This is a genomic window from Dickeya poaceiphila (genome assembly GCF_007858975.2).
In the GTDB taxonomy this organism is placed as follows: Bacteria; Pseudomonadota; Gammaproteobacteria; order Enterobacterales; family Enterobacteriaceae; genus Dickeya; species Dickeya poaceiphila.
Genome location: NZ_CP042220.2, coordinates 2,058,493 through 2,078,977 on the forward strand (window position 1 = coordinate 2,058,493; position 20,485 = coordinate 2,078,977).

At 51.1% G+C, this 20,485-nt stretch carries 16 protein-coding genes and 1 pseudogene; 11 read left to right on the plus strand and 6 right to left on the minus strand.

What is annotated here, in order from left to right; translation table 11 throughout:
- Positions 1 to 35 precede the first annotated feature (35 nt).
- The 5 genes from Dpoa569_RS09180 to rnd all read left to right on the plus strand — a co-directional run bounded on the left by Dpoa569_RS09180 (position 36) and on the right by rnd (position 6,651).
- Positions 36 to 1,955 carry an ATP-dependent DNA helicase gene (locus Dpoa569_RS09180; RefSeq protein WP_042870670.1) on the plus strand — a complete coding sequence of 640 codons (1,920 nt, stop codon included), beginning with the start codon at positions 36 to 38 and terminating at the stop codon, positions 1,953 to 1,955.
- 65 nt (positions 1,956 to 2,020) lie between these two features.
- Positions 2,021 to 2,722 carry a tRNA (adenosine(37)-N6)-threonylcarbamoyltransferase complex dimerization subunit type 1 TsaB gene (gene tsaB / locus Dpoa569_RS09185; protein ID WP_042870669.1) on the plus strand — a complete coding sequence of 234 codons (702 nt, stop codon included), beginning with the start codon at positions 2,021 to 2,023 and terminating at the stop codon, positions 2,720 to 2,722.
- A gap of 76 nt (positions 2,723 to 2,798) precedes the next feature.
- Positions 2,799 to 3,428: a Slp family lipoprotein gene (locus Dpoa569_RS09190; RefSeq protein ID WP_042870668.1), complete on the plus strand. Its 630-nt coding sequence runs from the start codon at positions 2,799 to 2,801 to the stop codon at positions 3,426 to 3,428.
- 232 nt (positions 3,429 to 3,660) lie between these two features.
- Positions 3,661 to 5,331 carry a long-chain-fatty-acid--CoA ligase FadD gene (fadD, locus tag Dpoa569_RS09195; protein ID WP_146411260.1) on the plus strand — a complete coding sequence of 557 codons (1,671 nt, stop codon included), beginning with the start codon at positions 3,661 to 3,663 and terminating at the stop codon, positions 5,329 to 5,331.
- A 198-nt stretch (positions 5,332 to 5,529) separates the two neighbouring features.
- Complete coding sequence (gene rnd / locus Dpoa569_RS09200) at positions 5,530 to 6,651, plus strand: ribonuclease D (protein ID WP_042873918.1); 1,122 nt, start codon at positions 5,530 to 5,532, stop codon at positions 6,649 to 6,651.
- 73 nt (positions 6,652 to 6,724) lie between these two features.
- Here the strand turns inward: rnd and minE are convergent, their stop codons facing one another.
- Genes minE through minC form a run of 3 tightly spaced genes read right to left on the minus strand, consistent with a single transcriptional unit; the run spans position 6,725 to position 8,529 of the window.
- Complete coding sequence (gene minE / locus Dpoa569_RS09205; RefSeq protein ID WP_042870666.1) at positions 6,725 to 7,009, minus strand: cell division topological specificity factor MinE; 285 nt, start codon at positions 7,007 to 7,009, stop codon at positions 6,725 to 6,727.
- 3 nt (positions 7,010 to 7,012) lie between these two features.
- On the minus strand, positions 7,013 to 7,825 hold the full coding sequence (gene minD, locus Dpoa569_RS09210; RefSeq protein ID WP_042870664.1) for a septum site-determining protein MinD: 813 nt from the start codon (positions 7,823 to 7,825) through the stop codon (positions 7,013 to 7,015).
- A 20-nt stretch (positions 7,826 to 7,845) separates the two neighbouring features.
- Positions 7,846 to 8,529, minus strand: coding sequence for a septum site-determining protein MinC (minC, locus tag Dpoa569_RS09215; RefSeq protein WP_042873917.1), 684 nt, complete (start codon positions 8,527 to 8,529; stop codon positions 7,846 to 7,848).
- A 135-nt stretch (positions 8,530 to 8,664) separates the two neighbouring features.
- Between minC and Dpoa569_RS09220 the strand changes: the two genes are divergently transcribed.
- From Dpoa569_RS09220 to Dpoa569_RS09235, 4 genes and pseudogenes are all read left to right on the plus strand, one after another.
- On the plus strand, positions 8,665 to 8,937 hold the full coding sequence (locus Dpoa569_RS09220) for a YcgL domain-containing protein (RefSeq protein ID WP_042870663.1): 273 nt from the start codon (positions 8,665 to 8,667) through the stop codon (positions 8,935 to 8,937).
- A gap of 379 nt (positions 8,938 to 9,316) precedes the next feature.
- Complete coding sequence (locus Dpoa569_RS09225) at positions 9,317 to 9,973, plus strand: fumarylacetoacetate hydrolase family protein (protein WP_042870661.1); 657 nt, start codon at positions 9,317 to 9,319, stop codon at positions 9,971 to 9,973.
- Between the two features lie 97 nt (positions 9,974 to 10,070).
- Positions 10,071 to 10,517: a YcgN family cysteine cluster protein gene (locus Dpoa569_RS09230; protein WP_042873916.1), complete on the plus strand. Its 447-nt coding sequence runs from the start codon at positions 10,071 to 10,073 to the stop codon at positions 10,515 to 10,517.
- 549 nt (positions 10,518 to 11,066) lie between these two features.
- A pseudogene (locus Dpoa569_RS09235) lies at positions 11,067 to 11,696 on the plus strand (phage tail protein); the annotation flags it as partial.
- Positions 11,697 to 13,632: 1,936 nt separating this feature from the next.
- Here the strand turns inward: Dpoa569_RS09235 and dsbB are convergent.
- Positions 13,633 to 14,163, minus strand: a complete 531-nt coding sequence (gene dsbB, locus Dpoa569_RS09240) for a disulfide bond formation protein DsbB (protein ID WP_042870659.1) — start codon at positions 14,161 to 14,163, stop codon at positions 13,633 to 13,635.
- Positions 14,164 to 15,024: 861 nt separating this feature from the next.
- On the opposite strand from dsbB, the gene fadR reads away from it, so the two are divergent.
- Positions 15,025 to 15,744 (plus strand): fatty acid metabolism transcriptional regulator FadR, encoded by a 720-nt coding sequence (gene fadR / locus Dpoa569_RS09245; protein WP_042870657.1) that lies wholly within the window; start codon positions 15,025 to 15,027, stop codon positions 15,742 to 15,744.
- Between the two features lie 81 nt (positions 15,745 to 15,825).
- Here fadR and Dpoa569_RS09250 read toward each other — a convergent pair whose 3' ends face one another.
- Positions 15,826 to 17,358 (minus strand): SpoVR family protein, encoded by a 1,533-nt coding sequence (locus tag Dpoa569_RS09250; RefSeq protein WP_042870655.1) that lies wholly within the window; start codon positions 17,356 to 17,358, stop codon positions 15,826 to 15,828.
- 335 nt (positions 17,359 to 17,693) lie between these two features.
- On the opposite strand from Dpoa569_RS09250, the gene Dpoa569_RS09255 reads away from it, so the two are divergent.
- Positions 17,694 to 18,944, plus strand: coding sequence for a D-amino acid dehydrogenase (locus Dpoa569_RS09255; protein ID WP_042870653.1), 1,251 nt, complete (start codon positions 17,694 to 17,696; stop codon positions 18,942 to 18,944).
- Between the two features lie 77 nt (positions 18,945 to 19,021).
- Here the strand turns inward: Dpoa569_RS09255 and Dpoa569_RS09260 are convergent, their stop codons facing one another.
- Positions 19,022 to 20,143 (minus strand): ABC transporter substrate-binding protein, encoded by a 1,122-nt coding sequence (locus Dpoa569_RS09260; protein WP_042870651.1) that lies wholly within the window; start codon positions 20,141 to 20,143, stop codon positions 19,022 to 19,024.
- Positions 20,144 to 20,485: the final 342 nt, after the last annotated feature.

A 20,485-nucleotide genomic window follows, 5' to 3' on the forward strand; every position in this document is an offset into this window, starting at 1 on the left:
TCAGGGTGACGGCATTGTCAGACAAGAGGGACAGCGTGGCGGCAGATAGCTCAATCGATGATTTTGCAACCGATGGCGTACTGGCGCGAGCGATTCAGGGTTTCCAGCCACGTGAACCGCAACGGCAGATGGCAACCGCTGTGCTGGAGGCGATCAGCGCCAAAAAACCGTTGGTCGTAGAAGCGGGCACCGGTACTGGCAAAACCTATGCGTATCTGGCGCCTGCACTGCGTTCCGGCAAAAAAGTGATTGTCTCTACCGGTTCGCGCGCGTTGCAGGATCAACTGTACAGCCGCGATTTGCCGACTGTCGCCAATGCGCTGAATTTTCAGGGTAAGCTGGCGCTGTTGAAAGGGCGTGCCAATTATCTGTGCATTGAACGGTTGGAACAGCAATCGCTGGCGGGCGGCGATCTTGGCCGCGAGGTGCTACGTGAACTGGTACGGCTGCGCAGCTGGTGTTCTGAAACCGAAGATGGCGACATCAGCCAGTGCGGCGATGTAGCTGAAGACAGCGCGGTATGGCCGCTGGTGACCAGTACCAATGATAACTGTCTTGGCAGCGACTGCCCGCACTACAAGGCGTGTTTTGTGGTGAAGGCGCGCCGACGGGCGATGGATGCCGATGTGGTGGTGGTGAATCACCATCTTTATCTGGCGGATATGGTGGTGAAGGAGAGTGGGTTTGCCGAACTGATCCCCGACAGCGATGTGGTGATATTTGACGAAGCTCACCAGATTCCGGACATCGCCAGCCAGTATTTCGGTCAGCAGCTCTCCAGCCGCCAGTTGCTGGATCTTGCTAAAGATATTGTGATTGCTTATCGCACCGAAGTGCGTGATGTCAGCCAGCTACAGAAAAGCGCGGATCGTTTGAGCCAGAGCACCCAGGATTTTCGGCTGGCGCTGGGCGACCCAGGGTTTCGCGGTAATTTACGTGACATTGTCACGGATAATACCTTGAAACGGTCGCTGATGTTGTTGGATGACGCGCTGGAGCTGTGTTGTGATGTCGCTAAGCTGTCGCTGGGGCGTTCCGCGTTGCTGGATGCGGCGTTTGAACGGGCGACCTTATATCGGGCACGCTTGAAGCGGCTGCGGGACGTGCAGCAACCCGGTTACAGCTATTGGTACGAATGTACCTCGCGTCATTTCGTGCTGGCGCTGACGCCGCTGTCGGTTGCAGACCGTTTCCGTGAGGTGATGAAAGAGAAACCGGCCTGCTGGGTATTCACCTCGGCCACGCTGTCGGTAAACGATCAGCTCACGCATTTTATTGATCGGTTGGGGTTGGAGCAGGCTCGAACGTTATTGTTGCCAAGCCCATTCGATTACGCACGTCAGGCGCTGCTGTGCGTGCCGCGTTACCTGCCGGAAACCAACCGGCCCGGTGCCGCCAGACAACTGGCGCGCCTGTTGCGTCCTTTGGTCGAGGCTAATCAGGGGCGCTGCTTTATGCTGTGTACCTCGCACCAGATGATGCGTGAGCTGGCCGTCGAATTCCGCGCCTCGCTGACGTTGCCGGTGCTGGTTCAGGGTGAAACCAGTAAGCCGCAGTTGCTGGCGCAGTTTCTGGCGGCAGGGAACGCACTGTTGGTGGCGACCGGCAGCTTCTGGGAAGGGGTGGATGTGCGGGGCGATGCGCTGTCATGCGTGATTATCGACAAGCTGCCGTTTACTTCCCCGGAGGACCCACTGCTTAAGGCTCGCATGGAGGATTGTCGGGTGCGCGGCGGTGACCCGTTCGACGAGGTGCAACTGCCCGATGCGGTGATCACGCTCAAGCAAGGTGTTGGCCGCTTGATCCGCGATGTGTCGGATCGCGGCGTGTTGGTGATTTGCGATAATCGCCTGGTGACGCGGCCTTATGGCGAAGTGTTTCTTACCAGCCTGCCGCCGGCACCAAGAACGCGGGATTTGCGGCACGCTATCGATTTTCTGACGCGCAAACCGTGACGCTCACCGGCGCTGGCTGTTATGATGCGCGCCGTTGAAATATTCTCTCCCTGCCTGAGGTTGGCATGTCTACGCGAATTTTAGCGCTTGATACCGCAACAGAAGCCTGTTCTGTTGCACTCTGGAATGATGGTGAAATCCATTTCCTGTTTGAGATTTGCCCCCGTGAACATACTCAGCGGGTATTGCCGATGGTTCAGCAACTGCTGGCCGATCATGGCATGGCGCTCAGTCAACTGGATGCGCTGGCATTCGGACGTGGGCCGGGCAGCTTCACCGGCGTGCGTATTGGCATCGGCATCGCGCAAGGTTTGGCGTTGGGCGCGGGTTTGCCGATGCTTGGCGTATCGACGCTGGCGACGCTGGCACAGGGAGCGTACCGCCTGAGCGGTGCCAGCCGCGTGCTGACTGCCATTGATGCCCGCATGGGCGAAGTCTACTGGGCAAGTTATGAGCGTGATCAGCAGGGCAACTGGCAAGGCGAAACGAGTGAAGCCGTGTTGGCGCCAGTCCAGACACAGTCACTGGCGGCGTCGCTGAGTGGCGACTGGGCCAGCGCGGGAACCGGCTGGCAAACCTACCCGGATCTGATCGACCATCCCGGTATTGCCCTGAATCGTACCGATGTTCTCTTACCGCAGGCGCAAGACATGTTGCCGCTGGCCTGGCAGTTATGGACATCGGGCGGTGCGGTGAGCGTGGAGCAGGCTGAACCCCGTTATCTGCGCAACAACGTGGCGTGGAAAAAATTACCTGGCCGCGAATAACAGCAACTTATCGCATTAGCTACAGTCTAATTTAGACATCGGTCATAAATTGACGACGGCAAGCAGGGTGTATGTGATGAGAATCCAAATTTTCGGAAACCAAACGTCGATGCCAGGAAGATTATGGCTACGCCGGAGTGGATGGTGCGGCCTGTTGTTGCTCAGCCTGAGCTTGTTATCTGGCTGCGTCACTGTGCCGGATGAAATCCGTGGCACCTCGGCAACGCCGCAGATGGACCTGATTCGGGTGATGAATGCGCCCAATCTGTACGTAGGGCAGGAATCACGCTTTGGTGGTCGGATTGCGGATATTCGCAACGAGGCCAATCGTACCCGGCTGGAGATTGTTGCGTTGCCGCTGGATAATGCGGGCCGCCCGCGGCTAAACGAACCTTCCGAAGGACGTCTGGTAGCCTACGTGAACGGTTTTCTGGAACCGGTAGAGTTCAAAAATCAACTGATCACGGTGGTAGGTCCGATTACCGGCACTGAACAGGGTAAAATTGGTGAACGGCCATATCAGTATGTGGTGGTAGGCATTCAGGGTTACAAACGCTGGCGAGTCGTACAGCAGGTGATGTTACCACCGCGGGCTTACGATCCCTGGTGGGATCGCCACTACCGTCATATGTGGGGACCCGGATGGGGACCCAGTTGGAATGACGGCTATGCGCCAGCGCAGGTAGAGTCGGTTGTCACGGAGTAACACGCGTTATCAGTCCAGCTATAGCCGGGCAGTGAACAGAGGCGACCAGGGTCGCCTTATTTTTTTGCAGTATGGTTTTTTGCAGTAATAGCAATACGTTGAAATTAAGTGATCGTCTTCTCAACCTGAACATTGTTAACTTCACCGTTATTAATATGAGTTAAAATATTGTTACATATCACTCAGGTTGGGATTGACTATGCCACTTAAAAAATATCTCTGGAGTGACGTTTTGGAAAAAATATGGTTAGCGCGTTACCCGGTGGATGTCCCTGCGGACATTGACCCAGATCGCTACACTTCGCTAATCGAGTTGTTTGAACACGCGGTGTCGCGTTATGCCGACCAGCCCGCATTTATCAACATGGGCGAGGTCATGACCTTCCGTCAGTTGGAGGAGCGTAGCCGCGCTTTCGCCGCTTACCTGCAGCATCAGTTGAAACTGAAAAAGGGGGAGCGCGTCGCGTTGATGATGCCTAACCTGTTGCAGTACCCCATTGCGCTATTCGGCGTTTTGCGGGCTGGGCTGGTGGTGGTTAACGTCAATCCGCTATATACACCGCGTGAACTGGAGCACCAGCTCAAAGATTGCGGTGCCTCGGCGATTGTCATCGTTTCCAACTTTGCCCATACGCTGGAAAAGGTGGTGTATAACACTCCGGTAAAACATGTGATCCTGACCCGCATGGGCGATCAACTGGCGCCGGCCAAAGGCACGCTGGTCAACTTCGTAGTCAAGTACGTTAAACGACTGGTGCCGACGTATTATCTGCCGGATGCCATTTCGTTTCGTCAGATATTGCAACAGGGCAGACGGATGCCGTATGTGAAGCCAGAAGTGAGCAATCAGGATCTGGCTTTTCTGCAATACACCGGTGGTACTACCGGTATCGCCAAAGGCGCTATGCTGACCCACCGTAACATGCAGGCTAACCTGATGCAGTCTAAGGCGGCGTATGGCCCGGTGCTGAAAGAAGGACAAGAACTGGTGGTAACGGCGCTGCCGCTTTATCACATTTTTGCGCTGACGGTGAATTGCCTGTTGTTTGTCGAAATTGGCGGGAAAAACCTGCTGATCACCAACCCACGCGATATTCCCGGCATGATCAAAGAGTTGTCCCACTATCCGTTTACCGCTATTACTGGGGTAAACACGCTGTTTAACGCCTTGCTCAACAATGAGGCGTTTAGCCGACTGGATTTTTCCACCCTGCACTTGTCGGTGGGCGGTGGGGCATCGGTACAACAGGTGGTGGCTGAGCGCTGGGAAAAATTGACTGGCATTCATTTGTTGGAAGGTTATGGATTGACCGAAAGCGCGCCGCTGGTAGCGGGAAACCCTTATGATTTGCAACATTACAGCGGCAGCATTGGCTTGCCGGTGCCGTCTACCGATGTGCGAATCATCAATGATGACGGTCAGGATGCGGCGCCTGGCGAAGCCGGTGAGCTGTGGGTGCGTGGTCCGCAGGTGATGTCCGGTTACTGGCAGCAGCCCGCCGCGACGCACGACGTGCTGAAAGAGGGATGGCTGGCAACCGGTGATATTGTCACGGCAGATGAACAAGGGTTCCTGAAAATCGTTGATCGTAAAAAGGACATGATTCTGGTGTCCGGCTTTAATGTTTATCCCAATGAGATCGAGGAAGTGGTGGTACGCCATCCAAAAGTATCCGAAGCGGCGGCGGTTGGTGTGTCCAGTGCCACCTCAGGGGAAGCGGTGAAAGTCTTCGTGGTGTGTCGTGATCCATCGCTGACGGTGGAAGAACTGATCAACCATTGCCGTCGCAATCTCACGGGGTACAAGGTGCCACGATTGTTTGAGTTTCGCAGTGAGTTACCGAAATCGAACGTGGGGAAAATCCTCCGGCGTGAGCTGCGCAATGAGCAGTCAGCCGCCTGATGGTTGCCTGTGGGTGGGATGCCGGGTATGGTGGAGCCTGCCTGCTGAGCACCACAGGACAACATCGCCTTTCGCGTCAAGCCATTGTCTGCCCTGATGGACCAGTTGACCCGCGTAATGCCGATGGTCCGCCATAAATGATGTTTTATGCCCTGATCGCAGTTGAGCGCATTGGGGCGCAACCAAGAGAATACCGTTTTGAATTATCAGTTGATTACTACCGATGAAGGATTATCAGCGGTGTGCGCACAGGCGTGCGCGGTGTCTGAGGTGGCGCTGGACACCGAATTTGTCCGTACTCGTACCTATTACCCGCAACTGGGGCTGATTCAGTTGTATGACGGCGACAATCTGTCGCTGATCGACCCGCTGGCGATCCGTGACTGGGCGCCGCTCCGTGCGCTGCTGCAGAATCCGCAGGTGACCAAGTTTCTACATGCCGGCAGCGAAGATCTGGAAGTGTTTCTGAATGCGTTGGGCTGCTTGCCGTCGCCATTTATCGATACCCAGATTCTGGCCGCGTTTCTGGGCAAGCCGTTGTCCTATGGTTTTGCGGCGCTGGTAGCGGATTATCAGCAGGTGGCGCTGGATAAAAGCGAATCCCGCACCGACTGGCTGGCGCGTCCGCTCAGTGAAAAGCAGTGCCAGTACGCCGCGGCAGACGTGTTTTATCTGCTGCCGGTAGCCAGAACATTGGTTGACGAAACTCGTGCTGCGGGCTGGCTGGAGGCTGCACAAGATGAGTGCCGGTTACTGTGCCAGCGTCGTCAGGAGGTGCTGGCGCCGGAATTGGCATATCGGGAGATCGGCAATGCCTGGCAATTAAGAGGACGTCATCTGGCTTGTCTGCAAAAACTGGCGGCATGGCGGTTGCATAAGGCGCGTGAGCGTGACAGTGCGGTTAATTTTATTGTCCGGGAGGAGAACCTGTTGCAGGTGGCTCGTTACCTGCCCGGTTCATTAGGCGAGCTGGATTCGCTGGGGCTAAGTGGACCGGAAATTCGTTACCACGGCAAGATGCTGCTGGCGATGGTGACGGAAACTGCATCGCTGAGTGAGGCGGATTCTCCGCCACCTGTGGTCAATCTGATTGACTATCCCGGCTATAAGAAAGCATTTCGTGACATCAAGGTCTTGGTACAGCAGTGCGCGGAGCAGAGCGGGTTATCTGCTGAGTTACTGGCATCCCGGCGGCAGATTAACCGGTTGCTGAACTGGCACTGGAAACTGGTATCGTCTGAACATGAACCTGAAATGATAACCGGCTGGCGTAGTCGCCTGTTTGGGCAAGATCTGAAAGACATTCTGGCGCATTACTAACATCGGATTTACCGCCCTTGCAGACAAGGGCGGCAGCTTAAATCGTTTCCTTCAGGTACCGGGAAAACGGTGATTATTTATCGGCAGGGGGCGGTGTAGGCTCGTCGGTTTCCGGCAGAGTCACGTTCAATTCCAGCACCGAAATGTCATCGCCTTTCTGCTCTAACTGCACCGTTACCATTTCCGGGTCGATCTGTACGTATTTGCAGATGACTTCCAGAATGTCTCGCTTCAACTGTGGCAGGTAATGCGGTTCGCTGTCCCCACGGCGTCGCTCCGCGACAATAATCTGCAGCCGTTCCTTGGCAATATTGGCTGTCGTTTTTTTGCGGGACAAAAAGAAATCGAGTAACGCCATGATTTATCCCCCAAACAGTCGTTTCAGGAAGCCTTTCTTCTCTTCCTCAATAAAACGGTAAGGCCGATTTTCTCCCAACAAACGATCCACGGTATCCGCATAGGCTTTACCCGCATCAGCCTCTTTGTCCAGAATGACGGGTTCGCCCTGGTTGGACGCACGTAATACTGACTGGTCTTCCGGAATCACGCCGATCAGCGGAATACGCAGAATCTCCAGTACATCTTCCATGCTCAGCATGTCGCCGCGGCTGACGCGGCCCGGATTATAACGCGTGAGCAACAGGTGTTCTTTGATCGGCTCCAGACCTTGCTCGGCACGGCGTGATTTGGAGGACAAGATCCCTAAAATTCGGTCGGAATCCCGTACCGATGACACTTCCGGGTTGGTGGTGATGATGGCTTCGTCGGCGAAGTAAAGCGCCATTAACGCACCGGTTTCAATACCGGCTGGGGAATCACAGATAATAAAATCGAACTCCATATCCGCCAGATCCTGGAGCACTTTATCCACGCCTTCACGGGTGAGGGCATCTTTATCTCTGGTCTGTGATGCCGGCAGAATGTACAGGTTTTCGGTACGCTTATCTTTAATCAGCGCCTGATTGAGGGTCGCGTCGTTTTGGATGACATTCACAAAGTCATACACGACCCGGCGTTCACATCCCATGATCAGGTCGAGGTTACGCAGACCGATGTCAAAGTCGATGACAACCGTCTTCTTGCCTTTTTGGGCTAAACCGGTAGCAATGGCCGCGCTTGAAGTGGTCTTGCCAACGCCCCCTTTACCTGAAGTAACAACAATGATGCGTGCCATAAATAATTCCTTCCAAGGGCCTAGTCTAGAGGTTGTATAGTCAGAATATGGTCAGGCGGACTGAGTTTCAGGCGCGCCGCCTTCCCGAAATAATTTTCCGGTATCTGATCGCTGAGCCAATAACGCCCGGCGATCGACACCAATTCGGCGGCCAACTGGGTGCAGAAGATCTGGCTGTTGATATCGCCAGAGACTCCTGCCAGCGCGCGACCGCGCATCATGCCGTAAATATGAATATTGCCGTCGGCAATCACTTCAGCGCCTGCGCTGACATGACTGGTGACGATAAGATCACAGTCGCGGGCATAAATTTGCTGTCCGGAACGGACGGGGGTATTGATTACTCTGGTTTTTACTGGTGCGACAACCGGTGCGGGAGGCTGAGCTGTCCGCCGTTCTTTGCCTTCACGCAATAGCGGCAGCCCTGCTTTGGCGATGACGCGCCTGAGTTGTTCATCATTACATCCACTCACCCCTACAACTATCAGACCAGCGGCGGTAATGGCCTGCTGAAGCTTAATCCATTCAGCGTCAACGGGTAGTGCCGATACATTAACGACGACCGGCGCGCTTTTGAGAAACGCCGGTGCCTGTTCGATCTTTTCCTGCAAGGCCTGTTGAATAATATCGGGCTGTGCATCATGCAGGTGAACAACGGATAAGGTAAAGTTGCTGCCTTTCAACTCAATTGGCGTTTGTGACATCTGTCCTGACTCAGTTTCAGCATCTTTAAATCCCCAGAGTAGCATTAAGGCATGATATTCCAGAGCGCTTCGAGCATGTTATAGTCACATGAAAATACAGGCAAGACACCATTATCTTAGTTCAGAGTAAAAAACATGTATTGTGTGATCTACAGAAGTTCCAAACGCGATCAAACCTATCTTTATGTCGAAAAAAAAGACGACTTTTCCCGCGTCCCCGCCGAGCTGATGAAAAGTTTTGGTTTGCCGCATCTGGTAATGTTATTACCGCTTGATGGCAGCAAAAAACTGGCATCGGCTGATATTGATAAAGTAAAACAGTTGCTTAGTGAACAGGGTTTTTACCTGCAATTGCCACCGCCGCCGGAAAATCTATTGGATGAGCTACAGGCAAGTATAAAAAAATAATGCCCGAATTATTTTTTATATAATGTTCAAGGCGACTTCGGGAATCAGCTGCTGTTTTTTAATACAGGGTATCAGCAATAAACCGGGAAATACTTTAGTTATTCTGATGTTATTCTCTTTAATACTGATTTATATACAGGTGTATTTTCTATGGTGGGCAAATAACCGTATTTTTATTCATCCCATGTCATTGCTCTCCTGACCTAGTGTATTGATTGCGTTTGTAAAATGTCGCGTGAAGTCATGATCAATTTCAGGTGCCGTTGCGCATCAATCGCACTTACTTTTTTGATGACGATACCGGTATGATGAGGTGGCTATGTCCCGTTTGCTATGGTGGACAGGCACCATCCGCTAACAGAAAGTCAGGAGAAGGTACATGTATCAACACAGAGACTGGCAGGGCGCATTACTGGATTTTCCTGCCAATAAGGTGGTGTGTGTCGGTAGTAACTATTCCGAGCATATCCGTGAAATGGGTAGCGCCAAACCGGCGGAACCGGTCCTGTTCATCAAGCCTGAAACCGCGCTGTGCGATTTGCGCCAGCCGGTGGCCATTCCTAAAGAACTGGGTTCGGTACATCACGAGGTTGAGCTGGCGGTATTGATCGGCACGCCGCTCAAACAGGCTAATGAAGAGCGGGTTGCCAGAGCGATTGCCGGTTATGGCGTGGCGTTGGATCTAACGCTGCGCGATTTACAGGCCGGGTTCAAGAAAGCCGGACAGCCGTGGGAAAAAGCCAAGGGCTTTGATGGTTCCTGTCCGGTATCCGGGTTTATTCCGGTGGCTGAGTTTGGCGATCCACAGCAGGCTGAACTGGGTATCAACATCAATGGTGAAGTACGCCAGCAAGGCAATACGCGAGATATGATTACGCCGATTCTGCCATTGATAGCCTACATGAGCCGCTTTTTTACCCTGCGCGCTGGCGACATCATCCTGACTGGTACACCGCAAGGGGTGGGTCCGTTGCAACCGGGCGATGCGCTAACCATTACGCTTAATGATCGCACGCTGACGACCCACGTCATTTAATTCTTTACCACCCGTGGCATCGCTGCGGGTGGTATCTCACATCTCCCCACTTTACAATACGCAGCCGTACATCCTGTTTATCATCGGAATCGCAGTTATGACTCTACAACCCTTTTGGGAAACCCAAACCCTCGATCAAATGTCGGACGACGAGTGGGAAGCGCTTTGTGACAGTTGTGGTCGTTGCTGCCTGCATAAGTTGATAGATGAAGACACGGATGAACTTTATTTCACCAATGTGGCCTGTAATCAACTGAACATTAAAAGTTGCCAATGCCGTAATTACGCGCGCCGGTTCGAATATGAGCCGGATTGCATCAAGCTGACGCGAGAAAATTTGTTGTCATTCGACTGGTTACCGGAAACCTGCGCTTATCGTTTGATACATGAGGGTAAAGGATTGCAGCCCTGGCATCCGTTGCTGGCGGGTTCCAAAACGGCGATGCACCAACAGAGAATCTCGGTACGATATATCGCCGTGCGTGAAAGCGATGTGGTGGACTGGCAGGATCACATCTTAAACAAACCGGAGTGGGCCAAATAACTATCTGATATAAAAATCGATTTACATTATTGATTTGATGCTTGAGGTATATGTGGGGAAACCGCCGAAAATTTTGGTTCATGATGACCAAATGATCAATGTTGTTGTCGATCATACATTACCATAAACGTTGTAAACCATTTGCGCAGATGCTGGCGCTATTTGAGCGGCTATAAAATCGTGGTTAGCGCCGGTGTTCAATGCCCAATATGTAATGTGTGCCTTGATTCATATGCTGTAACCTGAGTGGGCTGTAATAGCCTATGCTATCACGAACTATGCCGTGGACTGATTCGCTGAAGTTTATCTATCCTGCCAGTATTCGGTTCGACTGGCCGCATTCTCCAGTATTTTCTATTCCCTGATTTCTTATCGGACTTTCATCTTACTGCTGACAGGGCATCAATAGCCTTGTTGTGCCATTGTCGCCACGCCCGCATGGACGGGTGATTTGATTGGCTATCAGCATAATGGTTGTTACAAGGCAGACAGGGCGGTGAGCACTTGCTGTCTGATTTTTCTTTTATATTCATGCTGATGAGGGAATTGATGGGGACTAAATATTTTACTTTGCTCACTCAGGTGGGGGCAAAAAAACTGGCGGCGGCGATAGCGGCGGGAAAATCGCTGGAGCTGGTACAAATGGGTGTTGGGGATGGCAATGGCGTACTGCCTACTCCGGACCCGGTGCAAACCAAACTGGTTAATGAAAGGCGACGTGGGGCCATCAATGCGCTAACAGTTGATCCGAATAACACCAACCAGATGATTGCCGAGCAGGTGATCCCGGAAAATGAAGGGGGATTCTGGCTGCGTGAACTCGGTCTGTACGACGTGGATGGCGACTTGATTGCGGTTGGCAACTGTCCGGAAACTTATAAACCGGAACTGAAAGAGGGGTCGGGCCGGGTGCAGACGGTACGCATGATCCTGATTGTCAGCCACACCGATGCAATAACATTAAAATTTGACCCAACGGTAGCGCTGGTAACAAGGCGCTATGTGGATACGTTGCTGGCCGATCATATGGCGGCGATAAACCCACATCAGCAGTATGCGCCGATTGAAAGTCCGGCGCTGACGGGTGTGCCTACTGCGCCAACGGTAAATTCCAGGAATAATTCATCCCAGATAGCGACAACAGCATTTGTGTATAATGCGCTCTCTGAAACACTGGAACCAGAAATTGCACGTCTACAGCGGCGCAGCGGCGATGTTATATTCTTATCAGAATATATGATTGATGATTATGCGAGCGGGATGGATATAGACTCAGCCATCGTTGGCGCTGTTGCTGCCATCAATGCGGTACCTAATACTGAATTCGACGGAAAGCCGGTGGTATTAGCGTTTCCATCCGGTAAATTCACCCACTCCGTTACTATGTGGTTTACTCGCCCTGTTATTCTTGCAAGCAACGGAGATACACAACTTGAATTTACTGGTAACGGTAATCAAATCATTTTCGGGCCAGATGGAATCAGGTTTAACGGAATTGGTGGTCACGATCATCGTTTGCATGTTCGATATGGTTTTGATGGATTAGGTACTTTTACATTTACGGGAAATCTGTCAAATCACGGCATTGTTTTCAACGAGTACATTACTAATCCTCGCTTACTCGGATTGAAGTTTTACAATTACGGCTCTGAAGAATTCTATCAAATTAAACTTTGGGGTAATTGCTGGGATATATATGTAGATCATGTTAGGCATGTTAATTCACTCAACAAAGCTGTAAATTTTCTTAGCGCGAATGGGAAGATGAAGGATGGCACTGTAGATTATGGAAACTCCAGGCTTCATGTTGGTCGTGATGTACATTTGCATAATTCGGGTTCACGCTCTGGCGGTATATGTTTTGATGCAGGTGGTGTGGACTATGTTTTCAACGGGGTCGTACAAGGCTGGAGAGTAACGCATCAACTAGGTTCTTTTGCCAGTAATCCGCGCATAAACGGCTATCATGAGACAATTTACCCACAATGTGAGGCTCTGATAACATACGGCGGAACACCTGACGACACTGTGGTTCGTGATGATGGCTATTTTGATGGCGGAATCATCGGCGGTGATGGGATATACTGGAATGCTCATCATTTTTCAGGGCCGGAGGGATATCCACCCAGTAATTGCATTTTTATGAAACCAGGACGCAGTGATGTTGTATTGCGTAACTGCCACATCGGAAATATCGATTTAACAAAATATGATAGTAACCGAATCCTGGTGACTACAAATATAATTAATGGAATTCCTAGTTACGGCAATTCGTGGGGTCGAATTAATTATCCATCTGTACAGATACATCAGCAAAATGCGTTATGCCAACCGTGGACCCCACAATACAATATACGAAATATCGTTGCTAATGGTTCGGGACGACTATCAAGAGCTGGAACATCATTCGAGTTGTCTGCTAACGCACTAGACGTGAGATTAATGGATTTCTATTCATACCAGTCAGATGGTTCAGCACAATGTAATATTTATAGGAATCCAATTGGACCAGACACACAATTCACACATGATGGCACGACTATAAATATAGTTGTTCCCAATTCAAATTCTGATAATAAAATTATAAGAATTGCTCTGGATAGGGATGTTTTTAAATGCCAGGGGCGGGAGGTTACGCTATCGTTTATGGCAATAAACGGTAATCCTGGTATGACAACAAAAATAACAGCAAATCTGTTTTTAGTTTTTTCGTCATCAGGAAGCGTTGCCAGGGCATACTCATTTGGCGAGTTTACAATTCCGAATTCGTGGGCGTTGTGTAAATTTACACTGAACATACCGTTTGAGGGGGTGGCATACGCTCCAGATTCAGGTGCATTTTTAACCTTTCATATGCCAAAAAATCAGCCGTCTAACATACAGATGGCTAACATCAATCTGTATCAGGGTACGGTTGCTGTTCAAGGGCCCGGAGACGAAAAAGATTGGGAGGTGTTGGCTCAGTCCATAGCGTATTACGGTAGCTGAATTTACTGTGCGATGATTCTGCTTGCGGATATCAGGAGCCGGTAAAACTCAGCCTGTCGTTATCCAGAACTGTGCTGTAGGTAACAATCAACCGGGCCGGTTACTTCCGACCCGGTATCGTAAGCGTTTAGCGACCAAACAGATCGCGGCGTTTGGGGCGGAAAGGTTGGGCAATCAGTACCAGTGCTGCAACCAGCAGATAGGCACCGAAAATCACGATCATCCACTGCGGCATTTCCAGATTAAGGAAATGCCACTGGCGCTCGGCGCAATCGCCGGTGGCGGTAAAAACAGCTGGCAGCCACTTATCCAGCGGCAACCAGGATGGGAAACTGACAAAAAAATCGCAGGTAACAAATGGCGATGGGTGCAACTGAATATTGGTGTGTTTGATGGCCAGCGACAAGCCTTCCCAGGCACTGTAAATCCATAATCCAATCGCCGGATAGCGTAGCAGTGTGCCAGGGGCGACAGCACCTACCAGTCCGGCCATCATTACGCCGTAGAGTGCGGCTCGTTGGTAAATGCATAGTACGCAGGGTTTCAACATCATGACGTACTGGAAATAAAGCGCAACCAGTTCGAAAACCAGTGCCGTGAACGCCATCAAAAGCCAAGCACTCCGACCACGGGAGCAACGGTTCAAAAATCGCAACATAAAAAATATTCCATGCTAAAAACGATAGTATGGGCAGTGATAACCGTGCTCACCGCCCTCATTGAATCTCTGCCCGGTTGAAATGACGTTTCTCACGGTGGCGCGGCTAGCGCCTGTACCGCGCACTGCGTCTGCATCGGCATTTGAACGGAGATTCTGCTGTGCCAAAAATACCCTGTTGTTTTTAACGCTCTCTACGAGTTATCGCCAGTTTCATGGCAAAATCCGCTCCTTACTATACACGATTTATGTGGGAACATGACGGTATTGATCAATGATGAGTCCGCTGTGTGTCTTATCAGTTTTATAACTGATCTGTAACGAGGTAAATGCGATATGCATCAGGCTAACTACGTTACTTATGAGCGACTTCATGCCATACTTGATCTGTACTGGTCATGCCAGTGAAAATAGCCGCCAGCGCTGATAAGCCATAGGGCTACTGCAGGTAACATTCAGGACTTCACTCAGGGACAGACTCTGTGTTTGCGGACGATCATGAGTAATGAAATTGGACGGCAAGAACAGAGCGGATTGATGATTAGAAATAATAGAACGGTAACCTGCGCTAATCCGACTTAGTGCCAGCAACGCTGTCTAAAAAGAAATACGGTAGTGGGGTAATCCTGCGGTGTTCGTTTTTTCTTTAGCGCTAATTTTATTTAACAATTTGATGGGTGTTGAAAGAAAATTATCGTAAATCACGGTAGATATCCGAGTTTGTTTACGGGTAATTGCCTTTAATCACAGTTTTTATGTCGAATTGAGACTTTCAGGTCCTGCTATGCTATGTGATGTAGGGTTCGTTTGGTATGATGATGTTGACTTTCACTGGTAAACATCGCTACGGAATATAAACTTATGGTTATAAAGGCGCAAAGTCCGGCGGGATTCGCGGAAGAATATATTATTGAAAGTATATGGAATAATCGTTTCCCTCCGGGTTCTATTCTGCCCGCTGAGCGGGAGTTGTCTGAATTGATCGGGGTTACGCGTACCACGCTACGCGAGGTGCTACAGCGCTTGTCCCGTGATGGATGGCTCACGATTCAACACGGCAAACCGACCAAAATCAATAATTTTTGGGAGACATCCGGGTTAAATATCCTTGAAACGCTGGCCCGGCTCGACCATGACAGCGTTCCCCAACTGATCGATAACCTGTTGGCGGTGCGTACTAACATCGCCGGGATTTTCATCCGTACAGCAATTCGCTTGCATCCGGCCAAATCGGTAGAAATTCTTAAGTTAGCCGAATCGGTTCAGGATACATCGGATGCGTACGCCGAGCTGGATTACAACGTGTTTCGCGGGCTGGCGTTTGCGTCCGGCAATCCGATTTACGGTCTTATTATCAATGGGCTGAAAGGGTTGTATATTCGGGTCGGGCGTTATTATTTCTCCAATACGGAAGCGCGTAAAACAGCGCTGGCATTTTACCGCCGTCTGGAATCGCTGAGCCGTGATGGCCTGTATGATCAGGTGCCAGACACTATTCGTCAGTATGGTAAGGAAAGCGGGGCATTGTGGCATAGTATGCAGAATGCCATCCCCCATGATCTGGCTGAAGGCCGTCGTTAATTGATGGTAAGTAGATTGAAAAACGGGTAGCCCATTTGGCTACCCGTTTTTTTAACCTATGATATACAATAGGATTGTATATCATAGAGTAGTACGTGGCGGACAACGGTCAATCAGTTCGACACTGCCGTCCTCATTCATCTGTTCCAGTGTCACCTCAAACCCCCACAGGCGGTAAACATGCTTCATGACCTCGTGGCTGCTTTTATCCAGCGGAGCGCGGTTTTGCGGCACATAGCGCAGAGTCAGCGAACGATTGCCGCGTAAATCCACATTCCAGACCTGGATATTGGGTTCGATATTGCTCAGGTTGTACTGGGAAGACAGCTCCTGACGGATCTTCCGGTACCCTTTTTCATCATGGATCGCGGCGATCTCCAGATAATTGTTGCGATCATCATCCAATACAGTAAACAGCCGGAAATCTCGCATCACTTTGGGTGACAGGAATTGGCTGATGAAACTTTCATCTTTGAAGTTTTGCATGGCGAAATGCAGTGTTGTCAGCCAGTCCTTCCCTGCGATATCCGGGAACCAATAATGGTCTTCTTCCGTTGGATGTTGGCAGATGCGCTTGATGTCCTGAAACATGGCAAAGCCAAGCGCATACGGATTGATACCGTTGTAGTAAGGGCTGTTGTACGGCGGCTGGTAGACCACATTGGTATGGCTATGAAGAAATTCCAGCATAAAGCGGTCAGACAGTTTGCCCTCGTCATAGAGATGATTAAGGATGGTGTAGTGCCAAAATGTAGCCCAGCCTTCATTCATCACCTGAGTCTGCTTTTGCGGATAAAAATACTGGCTGATCTTACGCACGATACGCAGGATCTCTCGCTGCCACGGTTCCAGCAGCGGAGCATTTTTCTCCATGAAGTAGAGTAGATTCTCCTGCGGTTCATTTGGGAAACGGCGGGCTTTTTCCGGTGAGGTTTCCTGCTCACGGCGGGGCAGCGTGCGCCAGAGTTCGTTTACCTGACTTTGCAGGTAGGCTTCGCGGCTTTTCTGGCGCAACTTTTCCTCTTCCAGCGAGATCTTCTGCGGTCGTTTATAGCGGTCCACACCGTAATTCATCAGTGCGTGGCAAGAGTCGAGTAGTTTCTCCACCTCATCGGCACCGTGACGTTCTTCGCATTGTGCAATGTACTGACGGGCGAACAGCAGGTAATCGACAATTGAACTGGCGTCGGTCCAACTGCGAAACAGATAATTACCCTTGAAGAATGAGTTATGGCCGTAGCAGGCATGAGCCATCACCAGTGCCTGCATCGGCATGGTGTTCTCTTCCATCAGGTAGGCGATACAAGGATTGGAGTTAATGACGATTTCGTATGCCAGCCCTTGCTGGCCGTGTTTATAGCGTTGTTCGGTTTCGATGAATTTCTTGCCGAATGACCAGTGGGCGTAGTTGATAGGCATCCCGATGCTGGAATAGGCGTCCATCATTTGCTCGGAGGTAATTACCTCGATTTGGTGGGGATAGGTATCCAAACGGTACAGTTTGGCTACCCGGTCAATTTCATCCAGATAGACCTGCAGCAAATCGAATGTCCAGTCAGGTCCGTCACTTAGACGTTGTGGGTTTATAACCCGCTCATCAGTCGATATAGCCATCAGCGCACCCCTCACTATAACTGCCGTCACCTCATTGCGTCGGCATATTTAATCGTAGCTTATTTTGGGAAAAGTGATGTGAAATCGGTAGCTTGGATGAAGTCCTTGTGTAGAGGGGCGGATGACGTATTTCCGTCGGCTACGCCTGATGGCCGCACGTTGTTATCCGGTTATCCTACGCGGCTGGGTGCGTTTTCTCATAATAAATAAAAGCTATATCTGCAACAGATGACAATTGATAGCGGCATGTTAAAGTAGGTTTTTATTTCAGGCTTTAAGGCGTTGTATAGCATATTCCGCGGGATTGGCGGAGAAAAGTAGGGAGAACAGCAATAATGAAGGTGGTTGTTTTAGGGAGTGGTGTTATCGGCGTCAGTACCGCCTGGTATCTGGCGCAATCAGGACATGACGTCACCGTCATTGACCGGCAAGCCGAAGCAGCTTTAGAAACCAGCGCCGCCAATGCCGGTCAGATTTCCCCTGGCTATTCTGCGCCTTGGGCCGCACCAGGTATTCCGCTGAAAGCGGTCAAATGGCTATTTCAACGGCACGCGCCCCTGGCGATTCGCCCTGATTTCACTGCTACGCAATTGTGCTGGATGTGGCAAATGTTGCTGAACTGCGACAACGCTCATTATCGCGTTAATAAAGCCCGTATGGTCCGGCTGGCTGAATACAGCCGCGATTGCCTGCAAGAACTGCGCACAGCAACCGGTATTGCTTATGAAGGACGTCAGGGAGGCACGTTGCAACTGTTCCGTACCCAGCAACAGTACGAAAACGCTTACCGTGATATTGCGGTCTTGAAAGAAGCCGGTGTGCCTTATGAATTACTGGAAGCCGATCAACTGGCTAATGTTGAGCCGGCACTGGCGGGGGTACGCCATAAATTAACCGGCGGATTGCGCCTGCCGCATGATGAAACTGGCGATTGCCAGCTGTTTACCCGTCAGTTGGCGGCGATGGCGACAAAAGCGGGCGTAACCTTCCGTTTCAATACGGAGGTACAACACCTTGAGGTGGAAGGGAAACGGGTCAGCGCGGTGTATTGTGATGGTGAAAAGATCGTGGCCGACGCTTACGTTATGGCTTGTGGCTCTTATTCCCGCGGTTTACTGGAAAAATGGTTCAGCATTCCGGTCTACCCACTCAAGGGGTATTCGCTGACCATTCCGCTGACCAGTGAGGCTGGGTCGCCGGTTTCCACCATATTGGATGAAACCTACAAGATCGCCATTACCCGTTTTGATCAGCGCATTCGCGTCGGCGGCATGGCGGAAATCGCCGGATTTGATCTCTCCTTGAATCAGAAGCGCCGGGCTACGCTGGAAATGGTAGTGCGCGATCTATACCCGGATTGCGGACCGGTGGAACAGGCAACATTCTGGACCGGATTACGACCCATGACGCCGGATGGCACGCCGCTGGTGGGGCGTTCGCCGTTACACAATCTGTACCTGAACACCGGGCACGGTACATTGGGTTGGACCATGGGATGTGGCTCCGGTCAGTTGCTGGCCGATATCATTTCCGGCAAAACACCGGCAATTGAATACGACGATCTCTCTTTCTCTCGCTACGCCTGAATCCATGTTTCAAATAATGAGCTAACCGCCCCAGCCGAGGCGGTTAGCTCTATTAATGACGTCTACTAAATTATTGATTAGTTGGCCAGTGGTGCATCCGGGTGCAGGCCGAGCCAGCCTGGAGTCGGGTCGCCTTTGGCTTCGCCCACGTACAGGCTCATTTGCGCACGGAAGCGCTCAACCGCAGCGCGGTCAGACATGAAGTCAGCAAAAGCTTGTGGACGAGTATTGCGATATTCCCAGATGTGTTTGTAGCCAGCCGGTGGCGCTACATCGGTACGTACTGACCACATACGTGAAACCTGAGTTTGTGTTTCTGGGTCCAGCAGCCAGCTCAGGTACAGCTTGGCGCTTTCCGGGTGTTTAGCCTGTTTGAAGATTGCCGCGCGCTGCGCCCAGGAGACAAACGGGTCACTCTTCGGCAGCACAAAGCGGGTCACCGAACCTGCCGCCGGGACCAGCGCACCGGAGCTGGAGAAGGTCGCGCTGTATTTGCCGGTGGCTATCTGAGCGCCGGGAACGTTAGTACCGCGTACGTAAACCGGGTCCTGCTCTTGCAGTTTTGCAACAAAATCCCAGCCGTATTTATCCACGACCTGTTTGTACCAGAACAGCACGGCGTCATCGTCGTTGGGATAGGCCAGAATCAGGTTGCCTTTCAGGTCGGGGCGCAGATAATCTTTTGCTTCTCGCGGCCAGGCGTTTTCATCCAGCAGTTGGGTGTTGACCACGTTGCTAAAGGCAATCACATAGGCACCAATCCACGCGCCATCTGCATCACGAAATTCCGGGTAGATTTTGTCCCAACCCACGGGTTTGTAGTTCAGCAACACGCCCTGTTTTTTCCAGCGTGGGAAATCCTGTATCGTTTGCAGTTGCACCACATCTGGAATCAGGGTGTTGGTAGCCAGTTGGTTGTCAATACGCGCATCGTGGTACTTGCTGTAATCGACGATCACGTTCAGTTTGATGCCGGGAAAACGTTTTTCAAATGCCTGCTTAAAGCCATTTTGCTGTGACTGTACGTCGCCGCCAGCATAAACGGTCACTGTACCGCCTTCCTGTAATGCGCTCTGATAAATTTCATCCAGCGAACGCGTGTCCGGTGCGACAGCCGCCTGGCTTTGCCAGGTGCTGATACCGGCCATCATCGTCAGCATCAACGCGGTTTTCTTTAGGTACTTCCCAGTGTATTGCATCGTAGTCTCCTTGACTTGGGATAAAAATCCGTGCCGACGTACGGTGTCTATCAATGTTGACGGCGGCTACGGCGTGAGTGGCGAGTCACAATGCGCGACGCGCCGGACTGGCAGGGAATTAGGAATCGAGTGTATCGGATTACATAAAAACGAACAGGAAGAAAAAGTGAATAATATAGTTAAAAGCTTTGAATGATTAATGAGGGTGGTCTGTCCCGCTAAAGACAGATTTACTGGTGTTAAATGATGTTTCTGGTGGTCTCAAGTGTCTTGATTGTTTATTTTTTCTAATAATTTTCTATTGGGTAATGCAATGGTCTGATTATGGTGAAAGAGGATGTG